Here is an 18,680-nt window from a genome sequence, read left to right as displayed (position 1 = left end):
AGCCTGCGGCGGGCGCTCCTTCATCCGTACCGAAAAAAGGGGGTGACCGCGAGCGGACCGCAGGCAATGCGAGGGTTTTCCCTATTTCGGAAAATAGATCTGTATAGATAGCGTCACTCCTGTTTCACCCGGTAGCGGCCACCCCGCCGCGCCGGAGGTCGAGCCCGCCCACCACCCCCGTGGGCGGGAGAGGAGTACGCAACATGGTGCGAACCCCCTTGAGCATCGCGGTGGCCGTCGGCACGGTGGCCGCTTCGGCGCTGGTCGGCGTGTCCGGTCCGGCAGCCGCGCAGCCGATCAGCCCGTCCGTGGACGCGGTCGCCGTGGCCGACGCCGTCGTCGCCGCTCGCCCGGCGGCACTGCGAGCCGGCGCCTACGACGCGTTCCAGCGCAAGCAGGTCTACAACTCCCAGGGCCTGACCTACGCGGCCTACGACCGCACCTACAAGGGCCTGTCGGTCAAGGGCGGCGACCTGGTCGTCGTCACCGACACCGCCGGCGCGACCCGGTACACCTCGGTGGCGCAGAGCAGCCCGATCGGTGAGCTCTCGACCACCCCCGCGGTGTCGCAGAGCGCGGCGATCGCCACCGCGAAGAAGCAGTTCAAGACGGTCACCGGTGTCGAGGCGACCCAGCTGATCGTGGTCGCGGCCGAGGGCCAGGCGGCGAAGCTCGCCTACGAGACCACGGTCAACGGCACCAGCGCCGAGGGTGTCAGCCGGCTCACCGTCGACGTCGACGCGGCGACCGGCGCGGTGCTCTCCACGCACGAGAACGTCACCGAGGCGACCGGAACCGGCACCGGCTGGATCAACGGCTCGGTCTCGCTGAACACCACGCTGTCCGGTTCGACCTACTCGCTCAAGGACCCGTCGACGACGAACCTGAGCTGCCAGGACGCCGCGACCAACACGGTCTTCAGCGGCACCGACAACGCGTGGGGCAACGGCGTCGGCACCAGCAAGGAGACCGGCTGCGTGGACGCGCTCTACGTGGCGCAGAAGCAGAAGGCCATGCTGTCGGCGTGGCTGGGCCGTAACGGTCAGAACGGTTCTGGCGGCGCGTGGCCGATCCGGGTCGGCCTGAACGACCAGAACGCCTACTACGACGGCACCCAGATCCAGATCGGCAAGAACACCGCCGGCAAGTGGATCTCCTCGCTCGACGTGGTCGGCCACGAGCTGGGTCACGGCATCGACGACAAGACCCCGGGTGGCATCTCGAAGGGCGGCACCCAGGAGTTCGTCGCCGACACCATCGGCGCGGCCACCGAGGCGTACGCCGCGAACGCCAACGACCCGTTCGACTACCAGGTCGGCGAAGAGGTCAACCTGGTCGGCAGCGGCCCGATCCGCTACATGTACAACCCGTCGCTCGCCGGTGACAGCAACTGCTACTCGAGCAGCACGCCGGGCTCCGAGGTGCACGCCGCGGCCGGTCCGGGCAACCACTGGTTCTACCTGCTGGCCCAGGGCAGCAGCGGCAACGGCCAGCCGGCCAGCTCCACCTGCAACGGCACCACGGTGACCGGCCTGGGCATCCAGGTCGCCACGAAGATCATGTACAACGCGATGCTGCTGAAGACGTCCAGCTCCTCGTACGCCAAGTACCGGGTGTGGACGCTGCAGGCCGCGAAGAACCTGTACCCGGGCAGCTGCACCAACTTCAACACGGTCAAGGCCGCCTGGAACGCGGTGAGCCTGCCGGCCCAGTCCGGCGAACCGACCTGCTGATCCCGATCTGGTGAGGCCGAACCGGCCCGGCGCGTTCCCCCGACGCGCCGGGCCGGTTCGTTCGTGTCTCATCCCGCGATCCGCTCCCGGGCGGCGATCATGGCGGTCAGCAGGGTCTCGTCCGCGTGCAGCTCGGCGTCCGGGCCGCCGACGTTGAAGCCGGCCCGGTGCCGGCGGGTGATGAACTCGTCCAAGCGGCCGAGGATCGGGCGGGCGTGCGGGCCCATCGCCGCGAACACCTCCAGCGCCTTCGGACCGAGCAGGTCGTCGGCGAGGTGTTCGGACAGGACCGCGAGCAGGTCGGCGGCCGCTGCAGGACCCTCGTGGCGCCACAGGGTCGCGGCCACGTCCACCGATGCCGGGCCGGGCGTGCCGAACAGACTGCGCAGCTGCCGGTGCTGGCGGACGGTCAGCCCACCGTGGTCGGCGAGCCAGGCCAGCAGCACGGCCGCGAGGCGGCCACGACGAAGCTCTTCCGGAAGTCCGGCGAGGTGCTGATCGACCGGGGCGCGGTCCGACGTGATCTGTACGAGGGCGAAGAGCGCGCCGTGGTCCCGTAGGTGCGGAACGGCGGCCGCGGCGGCCGGGCCGATCCGGCCCAGGACGTGCCACGTGAGGTTCGGGGTGTCGTTCACGGCGCCGGTGAGTGTGGCGAGGAGTTCCGGGAGGGCAGGTGCCGCGGCCGGGCCGAAGGCGGCCAGCACCCACATCGGGAGTTCCGGGGCATCCGAGCCGGGAGTGGTGGCGAGCAGGTGCCGGGCGGCGGCCACCGGGTCGGCCGGGTCAGCGCCGGCTCGGGCGAGTGTGCGGAACGCCGCGAGGAGGCCGGGCTGGGTGCCGCCGGCCAGCATCTGCCGGACCAGGTGCGGCATCGCGCGGTGGTCGCCGATGCCGCCCAGCGCGACGGCGGCCGGTGCGCCGAGGTCCGGGTCGTCGAGCAGGGCCGCGAGATCCTCGGCGGCCAGGCGGGACGCGGTCATCGAGGCGGTGAGCGTCCGGAGCGCTGCCGACCGTACCGGAGAGGGGTTTTCCCGCAGGAGAGCCGTGAGCGCCGGGGTCAGCCGGACCGGCGCGGCCCGCCAGAAACGGATCGCGATGGCCGCCATCCGGACACCTTCGAGCCGGACCTCGGGGGTCTCGGCAGAGCCGGTCAGGCGTCGCACCCAGGTGTAGCAGTCATCGTCACGGTCGGAACCGGTCAGCGCGTGCGCCCACAGCTCGCCCGCGGATGCCTTTCCCAGCGCGGTCAGGTCGGGGACGGCGGCGTCCAGGTCCGCGCGGATCACGGTGTCGTCCACGCCGGGCGCGGCGCAGTTGGCCAGCAGCCGGATGGCCGGGACGGTATCCGAGCGCAGGCGTTCCACGGTGGCCTGATGCCTTGGATGCCGGTGCCAGGGAATGGCGTTCATCAGGGCGATCCGGACGGCGGGATCGGTCAAGGTGTCCAGCGCCGCCAGCGCGCGACCCGGGCCGGCGGTGTGTACCAGCAGGGTCGCCGCGGTGCGCCGCACCGACGGATCCGGGTCGCTCAGGGCCGTCTCGGCGGCGTCGGCGACGAGCGGCCAGCCGGAGCCCCGGACGTGCAGTTGAACGAGCAACTCGAAGATCGTCCGGCGGATCGGTGCCCGGCGGTCGGTCGTGAAGATCAGCAGGCGCCGGGTCATCGGCCCGTCCCGGTCGAGCCGGACGAAGTGGACGACGTGGTCGCGCGCGTCATCGCCGGGTGTCAGGACGTCGCCAGCCGCGACGCTCTTCTCCAGCCAGCCCCAGAGGTCCGGGGCCGAGGCGTTCACCGTGTGGGGCGCGGGGCGCCCTTTCCGTAGGTCATGGTCGTGATCCTCGCGCGGCACCGCACACCGCCGCAACGTGATTCACGCCGCGGCGGTGTGGTCGTGGCCGGTGGCATGACACCGCTCTCCGGTGGGCAGTAACGCGTACACGGCGGTGGCGACGACCCCTGCGATCACGCAGAGTTGCCAGGCCGGTATGCCACGCCATCTGCTTATCGGCACAATCCGGTCATCGGCACATCCGGCGACCGCCTGAGCCCCGGCTGCAATGATCAGAGGTGAGTACCGTCGGGCCCAAAAGCACGAGTGGGAGGGGTTCCGTGGGAGTCGTTTACCTCCTGAGCGGTCTGACCGGTTCCGGCAAGACCACCTACGCCCGGAAGCTGGTCGAGGAGGGCGTGGTGCGGTTGTCGGTCGACGAGATGATGCACAGCCGGCACGGCCGATTCGGCATCGACTACCGCGAGAGCCGCTATTTCGAGCTGGAGGCCCCGATCATCGACGAGATCCGCGGCCGCCTCGTCCGGTTGATCGGACGCGGCCGCGACGTCGTCTTCGATCACGGCCTGTGGCGGCGGGCCGATCGGGACACCTACAAGCACCTGGTCGAGGCGCACGGCGCCCAGTGGCGGCTGCTCTACTTCAAGGTCGACAAGGCGGAGCTGCAGCGCCGCCTGGCCGAGCGTCATCAGCGTGACGGCGCGAACGCCGCGACCGTCAGCCCGCGCGCGCTCGACGAGTTTTACGCCCGCTTCGACGAGCCGATGGACGAGGGCGAAGAGATCATCACCGGTACCGGACTCAGCTGACGGCGGGTTCCGGGGTGCGGACCGGCCACTTGATCGGCAGGACGCACGGGATGATCAGCCAAGCGGTCAGGACCACTGCCGCCAGGGCCCAGCGCAGGCCGACACCCTCGGCCAGGAAACCGATCACCGGTGGGCCCACCAGCAGGCCCGTCGTGCTCATCGTGGCGGCCGCGGTCAGCGCCGCCGAGCCGTGGTGGGCCGCCGCCACGTACAGGCACGGGCTCACCGCCGCCATCCCCAGGCCCACCAGTGCGAACCCGGCCAGCGCCGGATAGGCCCCGCCGGCGAGCAACGCCGCCGCCAGGCCCAGGCCCGCGACGCCGCAGCCGTACGCGACAACGGTTTTGTCCCCGAAACGGTCCCGCCAGCCGTCGGCGAACATCCGGGCGATGATCATCATGCCGGAGGTGACCGCGATGCCGAGCGGGAGCAGGTGCTCGGCGGCGTGCGCGACGTCCTTGAGGTAGAGCGCCGACCAGTCGTTCACCGCACCCTCCGCGATGGTGGCCAGGAACATGGTCACGCCCAGCCAGAGGACGATGCCGGACGGCCGGATCCGGGCCCGGCCGCCAGTCGTGGCCGGCGTGGCCGGCAGGTCCTCGTGCAGCAGCCCGGGCCGGGCGGCCGTCAGCAGCGCGAGCAGCACCACACCGGCCACCGTGAAGTGCAGCAGCACCGAATCGGTCAGCGAGGAGACCCCCGAGGCCAGCAGCGCGGCGCCGAAGATGCCCGCGCTGAACGTGGCGTGCAGTTTCGCCATCGTGGTGCGGCCGGACGTCTTCTCCAGCACCGCGCCCTGCGCGTTCATCGCGACGTTCAGGCAGCCGACCGCCACCCCGTCGACGAGCAGCACGGCCAGCGCCACCGGATAGGCCGGCGCGACGGCCAGCCCGGCCAGCGCGCCGACGAGCACCAGCCCGGCGCCGAGCGCCAGCCGGCCCGAGCCGAACGCCGCCATCAGCCTCGGCACCAGCGGGAACGACAGCACCGCGCCGACACCCGCGGCCAGCAGCAGCACGCCGACCTCGCCCGACGACAGGTGCAGCCGGTCGGCGAGCGCGGGGATCCGCGACGCCCAGGTCGAGTACTGGAAGCCGAGCGCGGCGAACAACGCGGCGATCGACAGCTGCGAGCGGCGGAACGACATACCGGGCCTACCTCAGTTCATGCGACATGTACACGGCGTCCGGTCCGTAGGCGCCGGGCAGGGGGACCTGCGGGTGGGGACGGAAGCCGCGGGACGACCAGAAGCCGGCTGTCCCGTCGACCGAGACCAGCGAGATCCGTCGATAGGACAGGCTACGGGCAGTTTCGGTCAGGTGACGTACCAGGCGCTTGCCCCAGCCGCGCCCGCGCAGGCCCGGGTCGATCACGATGTCGTGCAGGTGCAGGTTCGACGAGCGGACCGCGGACTCCTCGGGCCGGTGCAGGTCGGGGTAGCGGAACTCCGGGTAGGGCAGCGCGAGCAGGTAACCACCGACCCGGTCACCGGTGTCCAGCACGAACGAGGTCTCCGGTTGGGCGCGGGAGCGCAGGGCCTCCGGCCCTTCGGAGAGACCCCCTTTGGTGTACGCGGTGGACTCCAGCGAGCCGATCGCCGGCCAGTCGTGCACGTCGATGGGCCGGACCCGTTCGGCGCGCACGGTGTGACAGGGCAACGGCGCGAACCCGTTGAACCCGGCCGTGGTGTAACTGGTCGCGTACGCCCCGGCGGTGTGGATCCACACCGGATCACCGGAGGCCAGCCCGGCCGGGACCGGCACCGGCACTCCCCCGGCGAGCACGTCGTCGCTGTCGCAACTGGGCCCGGCCACGATCGCGGGCACCGTCGGGCCGGCCGGGTGGGTGGGGAACTCCAGCCGGTAGGGCAGCCGGTCACCCTCGTAGAGGCCGTTGAACCGTCCGCAGGTCAGGTAGAGCCACGCTTCCCGCCGTACGGTCAATCGGACGACCTCGGCCCGGACCACCCCATGATCGGCGACCAGGAAGCGGCCCGGTTCGACGACGAAGTCGAGGTCGCCGCCGGCGGCCTCGCGCAGCTGGCGCATCCCGGAGCGGATCGCCGCGAAGATCTCGCCGGTCGGCGGGGTCAGGCCGGGATGACCGGAGGCGGGCAGACCACCGCCGAGGTTCACGTGGTCCGGGCGGATGCCGCGCCGCAGCAGTTTCCGCATCACGCCCGCCACGGCCGCCAGGCCGTCATGCCAGCCGCTCTCGGTCATCTGCTGCGAGCCGACGTGCAGCGACAGCCCGGCGGGCACCAGGCCGAGCGACCGGGCCAGGTCGAGCACGGCGACCGGGTCGTCGCTGCCGTACTTGCCGGTCAGGCCCCACACCGCGCCCTCGCCGCTCGTGCTGACCCGGCAGAACACCCGGCTGCCCGGCGCGTGCCGCGCGATCGCCCGCACGTCCTCGGCGCTGTCGGTGGCGTACGTGGTGATCCCGAGCCGGTACGCGGTGGCGATGTCCTCGTCGGACTTCACGGTGTTGCCGTAGTGCACCCGCTCCGGCTCGGCACCGGTGCGCAACGCCTGCCGGATCTCGCCGGGACTGGCCGCGTCGAAACCCGCGCCCAGGTCGGCGAAGCCGGTCAGCACCTCGTCGACCGGGCACGCCTTCATCGCGAAGCGGACCCGGACGCCGGGCAGCTCGTCGCCGAGCTCCCGGTACCGGCTCTCGATGCCGGTCAGGTCGTAGACGATCCGGTCGGTGTCGGCCGCGCGCAGAGCGGCCCACAGATGACCGATCTCAGTCATGCCGCAGGGGCGTCTCGCGGGCGGCCGCGATCAGCGCGGCCCACGCTTCGATCAGCAGTGCGAAGTCCTCGATGTCGCGGCGCGCCTCGATCAGCAGCGCGTCGCGGTTCGCGCCGATCCGGTCGGCGACCGCGGTGAACCGGCCGCCGAGCCGCCGGTACGCCTGCTCCATCAGCTCGGCGGTGGCCTCGTTCGGCTCGCGCGGCTGCCACGTGCTGGCCCGCACGATCGCGGCGATGTCACCCGGGCTGGCGTTGGTCATCCGCTGGTAGATGAAGTGGAAGTAGTACATCGACAGGATGAACTTGGCGAACCGCAGCTGGTAGGCGAGGAAACCCGCGTCGCTCTTGCGTTCCGCGGTGTGGAAATTGACGATGTGCCGGTTGTGCAGCAGGCCGGGCAGCCCGGCCCGGTCGGCGACGTGGATCAGGAAGTAGTCGCTGCCGATCGTGTCGGTGGCCGGCGGCAGCGGCACGTTCTCCTGCAGCCCGGAGAAACTGATGTTGTGCATGTCGACGCGCATCGGGTCGACGACCGAAAGTGTCCAGTGGTCGCCGTCGAACGGCGCGCTGCCGGTGAACGACTCCGCGACCAGTTCGCGCTTCTCGTCCTCGGTGCTGCCGGGCGCGGCCCACAGGCTGACCAGGTCGTAGTAGGCCTCGTGGTCGCGGATGTCCTCGACGTCGACCGACATGTCACCGACGAACGACGCGCCGGCCATGGCCACCGGCAGGTCCGCGCGGCTCTCGTCGAGCCGGTTCTCGGTCGCGACGACATCGCGGGCGGCCTTCCCCAGCGCGGAGAGTTCCGCGTGGATCGGGAAGATCTTCTTTCCCTCGTACGTCTGGAAGTACAGGTCGGAGTCCCGCCGGTGCACCGAGTCGCAGCCCAGTGCCGCCGCGATCAGGAACGCCCGGTTGGTGCAGGCCCCGTACGAGACGCCGGCCGGCAGCAGCAGATCGAGCAGCAGATCGGGGCGGTCGGCGGCGGCCCGGTGCACGACGCGCTGCAGGAACTCGCGCTGGGCCGGCTCGTCGAGGTGCCAGACGAGCGGCGCGAGGGCGAGGACCTTCGCGTGCGCCTCGTACTCGTCCGAGGAGTCGAGCACCAGCAGGCACACGTCCACGTCGAAGTGCCGGGTGGCGTACTCGGCCTCGGCGACCACCTCGGTGAGCGTCGCGGCGCACTCCCGGTTGGTCGGCACCACCAGGCAGACCCGGCGACGGTCGTCCCTCGCGTCGGTCACTGATTCACTCCCGTCTTTCACCCGGTACGGGAAAAGGGCACAGAAACAGCCGGTGAACAGCCCGTTCGGCAATTCATCGCAGCCAATCGATCATGGCGCGGTCGAACCTAATCGGCGGCGCGCGCGTCCCACAACCCCGTCTTCCGGGCGAACCCGTCAGAAGTCCTGAAATCGCTGGTAGCGCCCCGGTTCCGGAACCACCGACCGCATGTGACCCCGACCACCGCCCGCTCCCCCGCCGTCCACACCGGACCGAACCGCGCCTCGCCCGGGCAACAGCGTCAGGCCGCCCGGCTGGTGCTGAGGGTTGTCTCGGGCGGCGCGAGACGGCCCTCAGCACCAGCCGGGGCGTTGCGCGCGAAGTGCCGGGTGGGTGGTCGTTTAGCCTGGTGGTTCGGGGTGGGTGGTCCAGGTGGAGGTGGCCGGGTGCCGAGATTGCTGCGGGTTGTTCCTACCGAGACGTGGCAGCTCGTTCTGGAGTTCGACTCCGGCGCGGTGCGGCTGTTCGACTGTTCGGCCGGGCGGCGGGACCGGCCCGGCTTCGACGCGGCGGAGCTCGCCTCTCCGGAGACGTTCAAGCACCTCACGTTCGGCGGGGACGGCGTCCGGTGGCCGGGCGGGCCGGCACTCGAGGCCGACTACCTGTTCGCCGGGTCTCGGGAGGTGAGCGGATCGGAACTCGAGCGCCAGCAGTTGCGGGTCGCCTACCGCAACCAGGCGCCGACGCCGGAGCACCCGACGCACCACGTGTATTTCGTCTACGTCGCGCCGTTCGCCGCGAGACCGCTGGTGATCGGTGAGTCCATCAACGGCGGGCACGCCGAGATGGGTGGCTCGGCCGCCGTCGACCTGACCGGGCTGCTCGCCCGGCCGGGCTGGCAGCGGCACTTCGAGCTGGCCGGCTGCGCCTGGGCCGTGCCGCTGGTCGAGGACGCCGGCCGGGCGGACCGCGCGCGGATCGACGATCTGGTCCGGGAGGTGTGCCGGCGGGCCGGCACCGCGGAGTCCGACGTCGCCGGCTACCACGGGAAACGCTAGCCCGGCACCGATGTCTGTTTGCCGACCTCAGGACGGTGTCGCCGGGGAAAGGGGCGTATCACTGAGGTTAGGCGCAGGAGGTGAGCGGCATGCCGAGGTGGGGCAGGCGTCAGCCGGCGGATCCGGTGGCGCAGATGCGCGCGTACGAGCAGAAGTCGCTGCGTGAGCTGCTGGACGGTCAGGTCCGTGTCGACCCGCTGTTCCACGCCGTCGCTGAGCTGGTCGCCGCGGACGGGCCGGCCGCCCGGTACGCCGTCGTACAGAAGAATCCGGACCTTGCCGGTGAGCGTGGCACCGCGGCGCTGGAGATGCTGATCCTGTTCGCCGAGATGACCCAGCTGACCCTGATCACCCCGGAGCTGCGCGAGCTGCGGTCGTGGCTGGCCGACGGCGCCCGTGCCCCGGCGGAGCCCGCGCCCGCGGGGCCGGCCGAGAAGGGGACGCGGGCGATGCTGGACAGCTTCGTGGTCGCCGCGATCAACGCGGATCAGACGTGGCTGCGCACCGGTGACGCCGACGAGATCCGGCAGGGTGTGGCGATCTGGGACCAGATGGTCGCCCAGGACCTGCTGGCCGGGGAGCCACCGGTGTCGCTGGTCGACGTGCACGTCACCGTGGCCATGCTGCACGGCCGCCTGTACGAGATCGACCAGCGGCCGGAGAGCCTGCAGCGGGCGTTCCAGCTCCTGCGGCAGGCGGCCGCGCACGTCATCCCGGGCTCGGACACCGACCTGCTGATCCGGCAGCACTCGGCGAACTGGATCGCCCTGCGGTACACGTTCGACGAGGACCCGGCCGATTTGGATCAGGCGATCGACGACTACACCGAGCTGCTCTCCCGCTATCCCGCGGACGCGACCGACGCGCTGCTGGTGATGGCGAACCTCGGCCGGTTCCGCACCCTGCGCTCGCGGGTCACCGGCGCGGAGGACGACCGCCGGCGCGGCCTGGAGCTGCTGGAACACGCCGCCGGACACCTGCCACCCCACCATCCGGCGCTGCCGCACGTCCAACGGATGATGCTCGCGGCACGCCACCGGGCGCCATGACCGGGCCCAACGCGATCGCGCGGCAGCTCGACCGGCAGGCGCCGGCGCTCGTCGGGTTCGTCCGGGCGATGTCACCCGACGAGGCCGAGCAGGCGATGGCCTCCGACGCCGGCCTGCTCGCCGGCGCCTACGACCACGCCCTCGACGACCTGATCAACAAGGCGGAGTCGGCGCAGCTCAGCGCGCTGGTCCAGCGCCGTGCCCTGCTGCGGATGCTGCGCGAGGACACCGGCCTGCCCACCGTCCAGCAGCTGTGCCGGATCGCCGTCCGGGCCGGGCGCCGCGCCGCCGAGGACCCCGGGACCGCCCTGCTGCTGTGGCAGCGGGTGACCGCGAACCCGGGACTGTCCGCGCTGCCGCCGCAGGCCCGGGTGCAGATCTTCAACCAGCTCGGCATCGCGCACGCCCGGGTGCCGCCGGCCGACGAGCACGAACCCGCCGCGCTGTCCGCTTTCGAGCAGGCGGTCGCGCTGGCCGAGGCGTCCGGTGAGGACGCGAGCGAGTTCCGGTTCAACGCGGTGGAGGTGCGGCTACGGATCCGTGATCGCACCGAGCAGGGACCACCCGGCGACGACGTCACGGCCGCCCGGACCGCGGTCGAGCAGGCCATCGGCCCGGTGCGGCGTACCGGGGCGCTGGTCCATCTCGGTGACGTGCACCGGCTGCGGTTCGCGGCGGACGGTCGTACCGAAGATCTCGAAGCCGCGGCCGTGACCCTGCAGGAGGCGGTGCGCGAGGCGCAGCAGGACAAGGAGGGGCGCGAGACCGCGGCCGGCGCACTGCAGCGGCTCGCCAGGGCCGCGTTCCGACGGTACGAGGGTGACGGCCGCCTCGACCTGCTCGATCGCGCGGCGGCCCTGATGGAGACGGCGTTGCGGGCCACCCCGGCGAACGCCGCCGAATACCCGCCCCGGGCCAGCGACCTGGGCATGCTGCTGCGCGAGCGGTTCCAGCACCGAGCCGAGCCGGCCGACCTCTGGCGGGCCGTGGAGGCGTTGCGCACCGCGGTGCGGCGCTCCCCGCCCGGCGACCCGGAGCAGGCCGGCCGGTCGATGAACCTCGGCAACGCGTTGACCCAGCTGTACGAGCTGACCGGCCGGGAGCTGCTGCTGACCGAGGGCCTGCGCGTGCTCGAGCAGGCGATCGGCCGGTTCCCGGCCGGCGACCCGGAGCGGGCCGGCTGCATCTCCGCGGTGTCGCGGAACCTGCGCATCCGGTACGCCCGGCACGGTGACCGCGCCGACCTGGACCGGTCGCTGCGGCTGGACGCCGAAGCCCTCGACGCGGTACCGGCCGGTCGTCCCGAGCGCGCGATGCTGCTCTTCAACGCCGCGAACGGCCTGGCCAGGTCCACGGCCCGGATCGACGACAGCTGGCGCAAAGCGGTCATGCTCTGGCGCGAGGGTTCCGCCGACGCCGCCGAACGCGACCCCGCGCTGGTCCTCAACGGCGCGCTGAACTGGCTGCCGTCGGCGCTGCGCCGGGACGCGCACGGCGACGCCGTCGAGGCCGCCGGCCACGCCCAGGACGCGCTGGGCCGGCTGGTCGCGGCGCAGGACGACCGGCGCGGGCAGGAGGACTGGCTCAGCACCGCCCGCCGGCTGCCGGGCTGGGCGGCGCAGGCCCACCTCGGCGCCGGTGATCCGGAGCGCGCCGTGCTGGCCGTCGAACGGTCCCGGGCGTCGCTGTTCGCCCAGCAGCTGCACCGCTCCGCGGCCGGGACGCCGGACATGCCGGCGCTGCACGACCTGGCCCGCCGGGTGGGCCCGTTCGCCTATCTCGTGCCCGCCGACCGCGACCCGCTCGGCCTGGTCGTCGACGGCGACGGGGTCCGGGCGCTGCCGCTGCCGGAGCTGACCGAGGACGCCGTCACGTCCGCGATGCAGCGGCTCTACCGCGGCTACTTCCACCGGCGGGCCGACCCGGACGGCTGGCGGGACGCGTTCGACGAGGTGGCCCGCTGGCTGTGGACGGCCGCGATGGGCCCGCTGCTCGACCGGGCACCCGCCGGTGGCGTGCTGCAACTGCTGCCCGGTGGCCTGCTCGGCACGCTCCCGCTGCACGCCGCGTGGACGCCCGACCCGACCCGGGCGACCGGCCGCCGGTATGCGTGCGACGAGGCCGTCCTGACCCTGCTGCCCGGCGCCTCGGTGCTGCGCACGGACCGGACCCGCGGGCAGCGCCTGCTCACCGTGGCCGACCCGGCACCCACATCGGAGCCGCCGTTGCGCTGGGCCGCGGTGGAGACCGTGGCCGCGGGCACCGCGTTCGGCACCACTGTCCCGTTGCGGGACGCCGACGCCACCCCCGAGCGGGTGCTGGCCCGGGCCGTGGACGCGGATGTCGTGCATTTCGCCTGCCATGGTCGTACCGAAATGGATTCTCCGCTCGGCAGCGGTCTGGTCCTGGCCGGCGACCGGGTCCTGACGGTCGCCGCCCTGCTCGCGGCCGGTATGCCGGTGCGCCTGGTGGTGGCCAGCGCGTGCGAGAGCGCGTTCGTGCATCCGCGGGTGCCGGACGAGGTGGTCAGCCTGTCCGCCGGGCTGCTCTACGCGGGGGCCGACGCGGTGCTGGCCAGCGGGTTCGCGGTCGACGACCTGACCGCGTTCCTGCTCACCACCCGCTTCTACGACCGGTGGCGGCCCGGGACGACCGGGCCGCAGGCGCTGCGCGAGGCCGCCTGTTTCGTCCGGGACACCACCAACACCGAAAAGCTTTTCTGGGTACGACAATTGGCCGCCGAAGGCTGGCCGCACGCGGTGACCGAGGCGCTGGCCGGCCCGCTCGGGATCGAGTCACCGGGCGAGCGTTCGTTCGCCGCGCCCGCCGACTGGGCGGCCTTCACCTGGTGGGGATCCCATGTCCGGGCCTGACCCGGTGGCCGACGCCGCCCGGGCCGTCCGGTCCCAGCTCGACCGGCTCTTGCCCGCCGACCAGGCCGCGGCCGCCGCGACCGAGCTCGACGCGGTCCTGCGCCGCACCGACCGCGGCGAGGCGACCGGCCCGGATCTGCTGGCGGTCCTGCGCCGCCGGGAGCCGACCCGGGTGGCCGCGCTGTCGTTGCTGCGCGGCGAACGGGCCGCCGCCTACCGGCCGCTGCTCGGCGCCGCACTCGACGTCGGCGGCCGCTACGTCTGCCCGCGGATCAGCTGCCCGGAGACCGGCGACCGGCTCGACGACAGCGAGCCGGTGCCGCGCTGCCCGGTGCACGGCGTGACGATGCTGCGGGCCTGAGGATGCTGTCCGGGTTCGTCAGCGGCCTCGGCGGCAAGCTGGCCGACCAGTGGGCGGCCCGACTGCTCACCCCGGCCCTGGTGTTCTGGCTGGCCGGTGCGCTGGCCTGGGCCGGTGACGCCGGCACGCTGCGAGCCCGCGGGCACGCGTTCACCCGGCTCACCGGCACCGAGCAGGTGCTCTGCCTGGTCGGCGGGCTGCTGCTGGTCGCGGCGAGCACGGCGGTCGCCGAACGGGTCACCCCGACGTTCCTCAGCTGGCTGGAGGGGTACTGGCCGGCCGGTCGCCCGCGCTGGCTGTGGAACCGGCTGGTCGCACTCGCCCGCCGTCGCCGCCGCCGCTGGCGCGACCAGTGGGGCCGGCTGCGGCGCACCGGCGAACGGACCGCGCACGACCGCACCCGGGAGGGAGTGCTGGCCGGACGGCTGCACCGGATGCCGCCGGAGGACGCGCTGATGCCGACCCTGCTCGGCAACACGCTGCGCGCCGCCGAGCTGCGCACCGCCCGCCGGTACGGCCTCGACCCGGTCGTCGCCTGGCCACGACTGTGGCCCCTGCTGTCCGAAACGGCCCGGCAGGACATCACCGGCGCCCGGGCCCAGCTCGACGCGGCCGGGCGGGCCGTGCTGTGGGCGGTCGCGGCCACGGTCTGGGCGACCCTGGTCTGGTGGCTGGTGTTCCCGGCGCTGCTGGCCGCGGTGGCGATCTACCGCGCGTCGGCGTTACCGGCCGCCGCGATCTACGCCGACCTGGTCGAGGCGGCCTTCGACACCCAGCGGTTCGCGCTCTACGAGGCGCTGCGCTTCCCGCCACCGTCCGCCCCGGACGACGAGCCGGCGGCGGGGCAGGCGCTGACCGCGTACCTGTGGGAGGGCTTCACCCCACCGGCACCGTGATCGATATCCTGCCGGTCATGCAGCGGCAGATCATCACCATGGTGTTGTGTGGGCTCGTCCTCACCGGTTGCGACGCCGGCACCACCACCAGCACCGACAGCGCACCTGAGGCGAAAGCCAGCACCGCGGCCGCACCCCGCCCGATGCAGGCCCGCTGGTGGGAGTGGGCCAGCGCCGAGCCGGAGGCCACCAACCCGGTCGCCGACACCACCGGCGAGCAGTGCGCGCGCAACCAGCCCGACGACGTCTGGTTCCTGGCCGGCACGTTCGGTGGCAAGGTGCGGCGGGCGTGCAACGTACCGGCCGGTCGGCCGCTGGTCGTGCCCGCGATCAACCGGGTCGGCGACTCCGAGGCGGACTGCGCCGACTTCATGGCCGGCGCCAAGGGCAGCATCACCCTCGACGGCGCCGACGTGCCGATGGACCTGATCGACCACGAGCAGGTCACGTACACGGCCGGCCCGGACAACCCGGTGAGCGGCACCGCCGGCGAGACCACCGGCGTGGGCTGCGGGCTGTGGGGCCGGATCGACGCCCCGTCCCCCGGCAAGCACACCGTCGTCGTGCACGGCACCTCCGGAACGTTCACCGTCGACGCGACATACACGCTGACCGTCGGGTAGCCCCCACAGCCGGCCGAGGCGGCTGGTCCACAGGGGTGTCTCGCGGGCCGGGAGGGACCCCCGCGAGCCAGCCGGGGGCGGTTGTCGGCGGCTTTCGTCGTACCCAAAAAGGGTTTTGGGGTTGGGGAAACTCGATGGCTGGGGTGGTCGGGGGCGTGCGAGGATCTCGTCCTGAGGGCCGCTAGCTCAGCTGGTAGAGCATCCGGGATGTAGTGCACTCGCCCTCCGCCGTCGTGCGGGCATGGGTGCGCTTCCTTCTCATTAGGGATCGGAAGGTTCGGGGTTCGAGTCCCCGGCGGCCCACTCACACCTTTCATCGGGACGGGGGAGCACGTGCTCGACAAGCTGATCATTCAGAAGACGCTCCGCGTGCCGACGAGCACGGGTGCGGCCGGCGACGGTGCTCCGGTGGCCCGGCAGCTCGACGCGGCGCTGCTCGACGCCGGGTTCTCGGCGTCGCGGGCGCTGCTGGAGCACGTCGGCGCGCTGGCGCCCGGCGCGGCCATGGACCTCGCCGTCACCACGGTGGCCGCGGTCCGCGAGCTGGTCGGCGACCACGTGCAGCACAACGCGTACTTCCTGGGTTTCCCGCACGACGTGCCGGACACCGTCGAGTTCTGGACCGACTGCCTGCGGGCGGCCGTGCTCACCGGCGGCGGCAGGGCCAGCGACGAGCGGCTGCGCGACGCGGTCCTGACCGGTGGGGTGAACCTGCTGGAGCTGCCGGGGTACGGCAGGTACCAGCACACCTACGCCGACCTGCTGGCCGCGCACGACGACCTGATCGCCTCGGCCGGTGACCGGCTGACCGTGCTGCACCTCGGTGACACCGCCGAGGTGGAGGCGCAGCGGCTCTACCTGGCCATGGCCGGCAGCTCGACGCCGCTCGGCGAGGCGGACCTGGTCATCCTCGGCGAGCTGGCGCAGGCCTGTGTGGACGGTGCGCAGCCCGGCGAGATCCCGGTGCGGGAGAACCGTGCCGTGCTCAACGGGGTCCGGCTCGTGCAGGGCCGGCCGCTGGTCGCCGTGGACACCACGACCGACCTGCTGCGCCTGGCCTGTCAGGTCTCCGGCGGCGACCCGGCGCTGCTCACGCCGACGAAGTTCCGGGCGTTCCCGCGCCGGGAACGCCGGATCCTGCTGACCGCGCTGAACGAGGTCGTCGGCGCGAGCCCGGCCAAGCTCGGTGACGTCGCGCGCTACGCGGAACGCTGGAAGCGGCTCGGCGAACGGCTGCACCCGCACGAATACGCCCAGTGGCCGCACGCGCAGGAGGTCTTCACCGTCGCGCGCGGCGAACGCAAGGTGTCCACCCTGGCTGGTCGGGCCGAAGCCGCCGTCCGGGCCGGGGAGATCGCGCCGGCCGCGGCGGTGCTGTCGGCCGCGCCGGGTCTGCTGCTGCGGTCCGCGGACCGGCTGCTGCGCCTCGCGTCGGCGGCCGAGCGGGACGCGGTGGTCGACGCGGTCACCGGTGCGCTCGGCACCGCGTCCGGCCGGGTGCTGTGCTCGCTGCGGGAGCACGTCGGCAACCGGCTGACGCGCGGGTCGGCCCGGATGTACGCGAGCCGCTCGCGGAACGCCTGGATCGGCCCGGACCAGCGACCGCCGCTGCCGCCGGAGCTCGTCGCCGGCCTGTCGGCACGGCTGGACGCCGAGATCGGTGCCCGGCTGCCGGTGTGGGACCGCCCGCTGCTCGTGGATCCGGACGTGCTCGACGTCGCGCTGCCGCTGTCCGGCAAGGCGGCCGAGGGCGGGTTCGCGGTGCTGCCGCGGGGGTCGCGCGCCGTGGTCTCCGGTGAGCTGCTGCGCTTCTTCACGTACTGGCGGCAGACCGCTCGGACCACCGACTTCGACCTGTCGGTGCTGCTGCTCGACGACGAGTTCCGCAGTGCCGGCCAGGTGTCCTGGACCAACTACCACCACGGCGGGGCGGTGCACTCCGGTGACATCACCGACGCCCCGGACGGCGCGACCGAGTTCATCGACGTGCCGCTGACGATCGCCGGGCGGTACGTGGTCCCGCAGGTCAACATCTACTCCGGTGAGTCGTTCGACGAGGTGGCCGAGTCGATGTTCGGCTACCAGACCCGGACGAAGAAGCAGCGCGGCGCCCCGTTCGACGCCCGGACCGTCCGGGCGCGCTCGCAGATGCGCGGGCCGGGCCGGGTCGCGCTGCCGATGGTGTTCGCCATGGGCCCGGACGGCTGGGAGGCGATCTGGCTGCACCTGTACCTGCGGGGCCGGGTGTCGTTCAACCGGGTGGAGGGCAACGCGTTCTCCACGGCCGACCGGGTGCGGGCGCTGGTCGAGCGGCAGTACCTGACCATGTCCTACCTCGTCGACCGGTGGCGTGAGCGCGGCGAGGTGCGGGTGTGGGACGGGACGCTGCCGGACGAGCCGGTGACGTTCGTCGGCATCGAGGCGCCGGACGGGCTGCCGGAAGGTTCGGAGATCTATGCGCTGGATCGGCTCAGTGAGCTGATCCCGGCGTAGCGACCGTCGAGGTCATGCGGGAGCTTCCTTCTATCCGTAACTATCACGGATCACATTTAGCTCCCGCGCTCTCCTCGACAACGCCGGCCCCGGGCAACCGGGGCCGGCGGCCTAGCCACCGCATCTGTGGGAGACCCATGGAAGTCAACGATTTCTACTGGTACAGCCGCCAGATCACCGACCAGCTCGCACCCAGGATCAGCCCGAATCACCGGTCGTTCATCCTGGAGGCCGGCGGCGCCGGGGCCTGGGCCCTGGCGATCCCGGAGCTCGTCGGTGCCCTGTCGGAGGAGGACGTCGTGATCACCACGGCGGGATCACCACGGCGGAGAAGGACGCGCTGCGGGAGCTCATGGAGTTCCGCCAGGAGCCTCTGACCTACCTGGAGCAGATCCGGACCTCGGACTGACGGCCGAAGCGCAGCTCAGGCCCCTCCCCGCAGGGAGGGCCTGTTCGCGTGTACCGGTACTGGCCGCCCAATAGCGGCCCACATGACCCGACGGAGACGGACGCTTCGCTCGCGCGCTCTCCTAATTAGGATCCCACCGGCTCCGTACCATCTCGGTCATCGGATTCCTTTCGTGGATACTCCGGCCTTCAGGCGGGAGAGGAAACGGAACGCCTGCGGAGCAGGGCAGGGAAAGCCGATCCGTCGTCGAGGCGGATGGGCATCCAGCCGCTGCGGGTGGTCGGAAGATCCACTACCGGGGTTGATAGATTTCTGCTATGGCCAGGGTGGTGAAGCGGGCGTTCCGGTACCGCTTCTACCCGAGTCCGGAGCAAGCCGCTGAGCTGTGCCGGACGTTCGGGTGTGTCCGGCTGGTGTACAACATGGCGTTGCAGGCGCGGACCGAGGCGTGGACGGTGCGCCAGGAACGGGTCAACTATCCGGCTACCAGCGCGATGCTGACCGTGTGGAAGAAGTCCGAGGACCTTGCGTTCCTGCGTGAGGTGTCGTGTGTGCCGTTGCAGCAAGCGCTGCGGCATTTGCAGACCGCGTTCGTCAACTTCTG

At 72.3% G+C, this 18,680-nt stretch carries 14 protein-coding genes and 1 tRNA gene; 11 read left to right on the top strand and 4 right to left on the bottom strand.

Translation table 11 applies throughout. The features are described from left to right. Window positions 1-203 precede the first annotated feature (203 nt). Window positions 204-1,733, top strand: coding sequence for a M4 family metallopeptidase (locus ADL15_RS46725; protein ID WP_067706566.1), 1,530 nt, complete (start codon window positions 204-206; stop codon window positions 1,731-1,733). Window positions 1,734-1,801: 68 nt separating this feature from the next. On the opposite strand, the gene ADL15_RS46720 is transcribed toward ADL15_RS46725, so the two are convergent. After that, window positions 1,802-3,526, bottom strand: coding sequence for a hypothetical protein (locus ADL15_RS46720; RefSeq protein WP_067706564.1), 1,725 nt, complete (start codon window positions 3,524-3,526; stop codon window positions 1,802-1,804). A gap of 317 nt (window positions 3,527-3,843) precedes the next feature. Between ADL15_RS46720 and ADL15_RS46715 the strand changes: the two genes are divergently transcribed. Next, a complete protein-coding gene (locus tag ADL15_RS46715) occupies window positions 3,844-4,332 on the top strand; it encodes an AAA family ATPase (protein WP_067706561.1) in 489 nt (162 codons plus the stop codon). On the opposite strand, the gene ADL15_RS46710 is transcribed toward ADL15_RS46715, so the two are convergent. From ADL15_RS46710 to ADL15_RS46700, 3 genes are read right to left on the bottom strand one after another with little or no spacing between them, the layout of a single operon-like run. Beyond that, the gene (locus tag ADL15_RS46710; protein ID WP_067706558.1) at window positions 4,325-5,479 is read right to left on the bottom strand and encodes an MFS transporter; all 1,155 of its coding nucleotides are present in this window, start codon (window positions 5,477-5,479) and stop codon (window positions 4,325-4,327) included. The two genes, ADL15_RS46715 and ADL15_RS46710, sit on opposite strands and share 8 nt — an antisense overlap. 7 nt (window positions 5,480-5,486) lie before the next feature. Next, a complete protein-coding gene (locus ADL15_RS46705) occupies window positions 5,487-7,088 on the bottom strand; it encodes a GNAT family N-acetyltransferase (protein WP_083972584.1) in 1,602 nt (533 codons plus the stop codon). Next, complete coding sequence (locus tag ADL15_RS46700; protein WP_067706631.1) at window positions 7,081-8,334, bottom strand: DUF6271 family protein; 1,254 nt, start codon at window positions 8,332-8,334, stop codon at window positions 7,081-7,083. The genes ADL15_RS46705 and ADL15_RS46700 overlap by 8 nt, the downstream gene beginning before the upstream one ends. Before the next feature lie 426 nt (window positions 8,335-8,760). On the opposite strand from ADL15_RS46700, the gene ADL15_RS52325 reads away from it, so the two are divergent. From ADL15_RS52325 to ADL15_RS46655, 9 genes are all read left to right on the top strand, one after another. Beyond that, window positions 8,761-9,372 (top strand): DUF2442 domain-containing protein, encoded by a 612-nt coding sequence (locus ADL15_RS52325; RefSeq protein ID WP_157442039.1) that lies wholly within the window; start codon window positions 8,761-8,763, stop codon window positions 9,370-9,372. 89 nt (window positions 9,373-9,461) lie between these two features. After that, a complete protein-coding gene (locus tag ADL15_RS46690) occupies window positions 9,462-10,421 on the top strand; it encodes a hypothetical protein (RefSeq protein WP_157442038.1) in 960 nt (319 codons plus the stop codon). Next, entirely contained in the window at window positions 10,418-13,294 is a 2,877-nt protein-coding gene (locus tag ADL15_RS56740; RefSeq protein ID WP_067706553.1) for a CHAT domain-containing protein, read from the top strand. The genes ADL15_RS46690 and ADL15_RS56740 overlap by 4 nt, the downstream gene beginning before the upstream one ends. Beyond that, window positions 13,281-13,655 (top strand): hypothetical protein, encoded by a 375-nt coding sequence (locus ADL15_RS46680; RefSeq protein WP_067706550.1) that lies wholly within the window; start codon window positions 13,281-13,283, stop codon window positions 13,653-13,655. The genes ADL15_RS56740 and ADL15_RS46680 overlap by 14 nt, the downstream gene beginning before the upstream one ends. A gap of 2 nt (window positions 13,656-13,657) precedes the next feature. Beyond that, window positions 13,658-14,551 carry a hypothetical protein gene (locus tag ADL15_RS46675; RefSeq protein ID WP_067706547.1) on the top strand — a complete coding sequence of 298 codons (894 nt, stop codon included), beginning with the start codon at window positions 13,658-13,660 and terminating at the stop codon, window positions 14,549-14,551. A 17-nt stretch (window positions 14,552-14,568) separates the two neighbouring features. After that, entirely contained in the window at window positions 14,569-15,174 is a 606-nt protein-coding gene (locus ADL15_RS46670; protein WP_198171310.1) for a hypothetical protein, read from the top strand. A gap of 175 nt (window positions 15,175-15,349) precedes the next feature. Then, a tRNA-OTHER gene (locus tag ADL15_RS53720) sits at window positions 15,350-15,477 on the top strand. Between the two features lie 30 nt (window positions 15,478-15,507). Then, on the top strand, window positions 15,508-17,667 hold the full coding sequence (locus ADL15_RS46665; protein WP_067706545.1) for a TerD family protein: 2,160 nt from the start codon (window positions 15,508-15,510) through the stop codon (window positions 17,665-17,667). Between the two features lie 726 nt (window positions 17,668-18,393). After that, the coding region (locus ADL15_RS46655) for a helix-turn-helix domain-containing protein (protein WP_157442037.1) at window positions 18,394-18,680 on the top strand (287 nt) is incomplete at its 3' end.

It is taken from the genome of Actinoplanes awajinensis subsp. mycoplanecinus, from assembly GCF_001509495.1.
GTDB classification, from domain to species: Bacteria; Actinomycetota; Actinomycetes; order Mycobacteriales; family Micromonosporaceae; genus Actinoplanes; species Actinoplanes palleronii.
The sequence above is the reverse complement of the archived record's forward strand: the minus strand, read 5'-3'. Positions and strand labels throughout refer to the sequence as shown.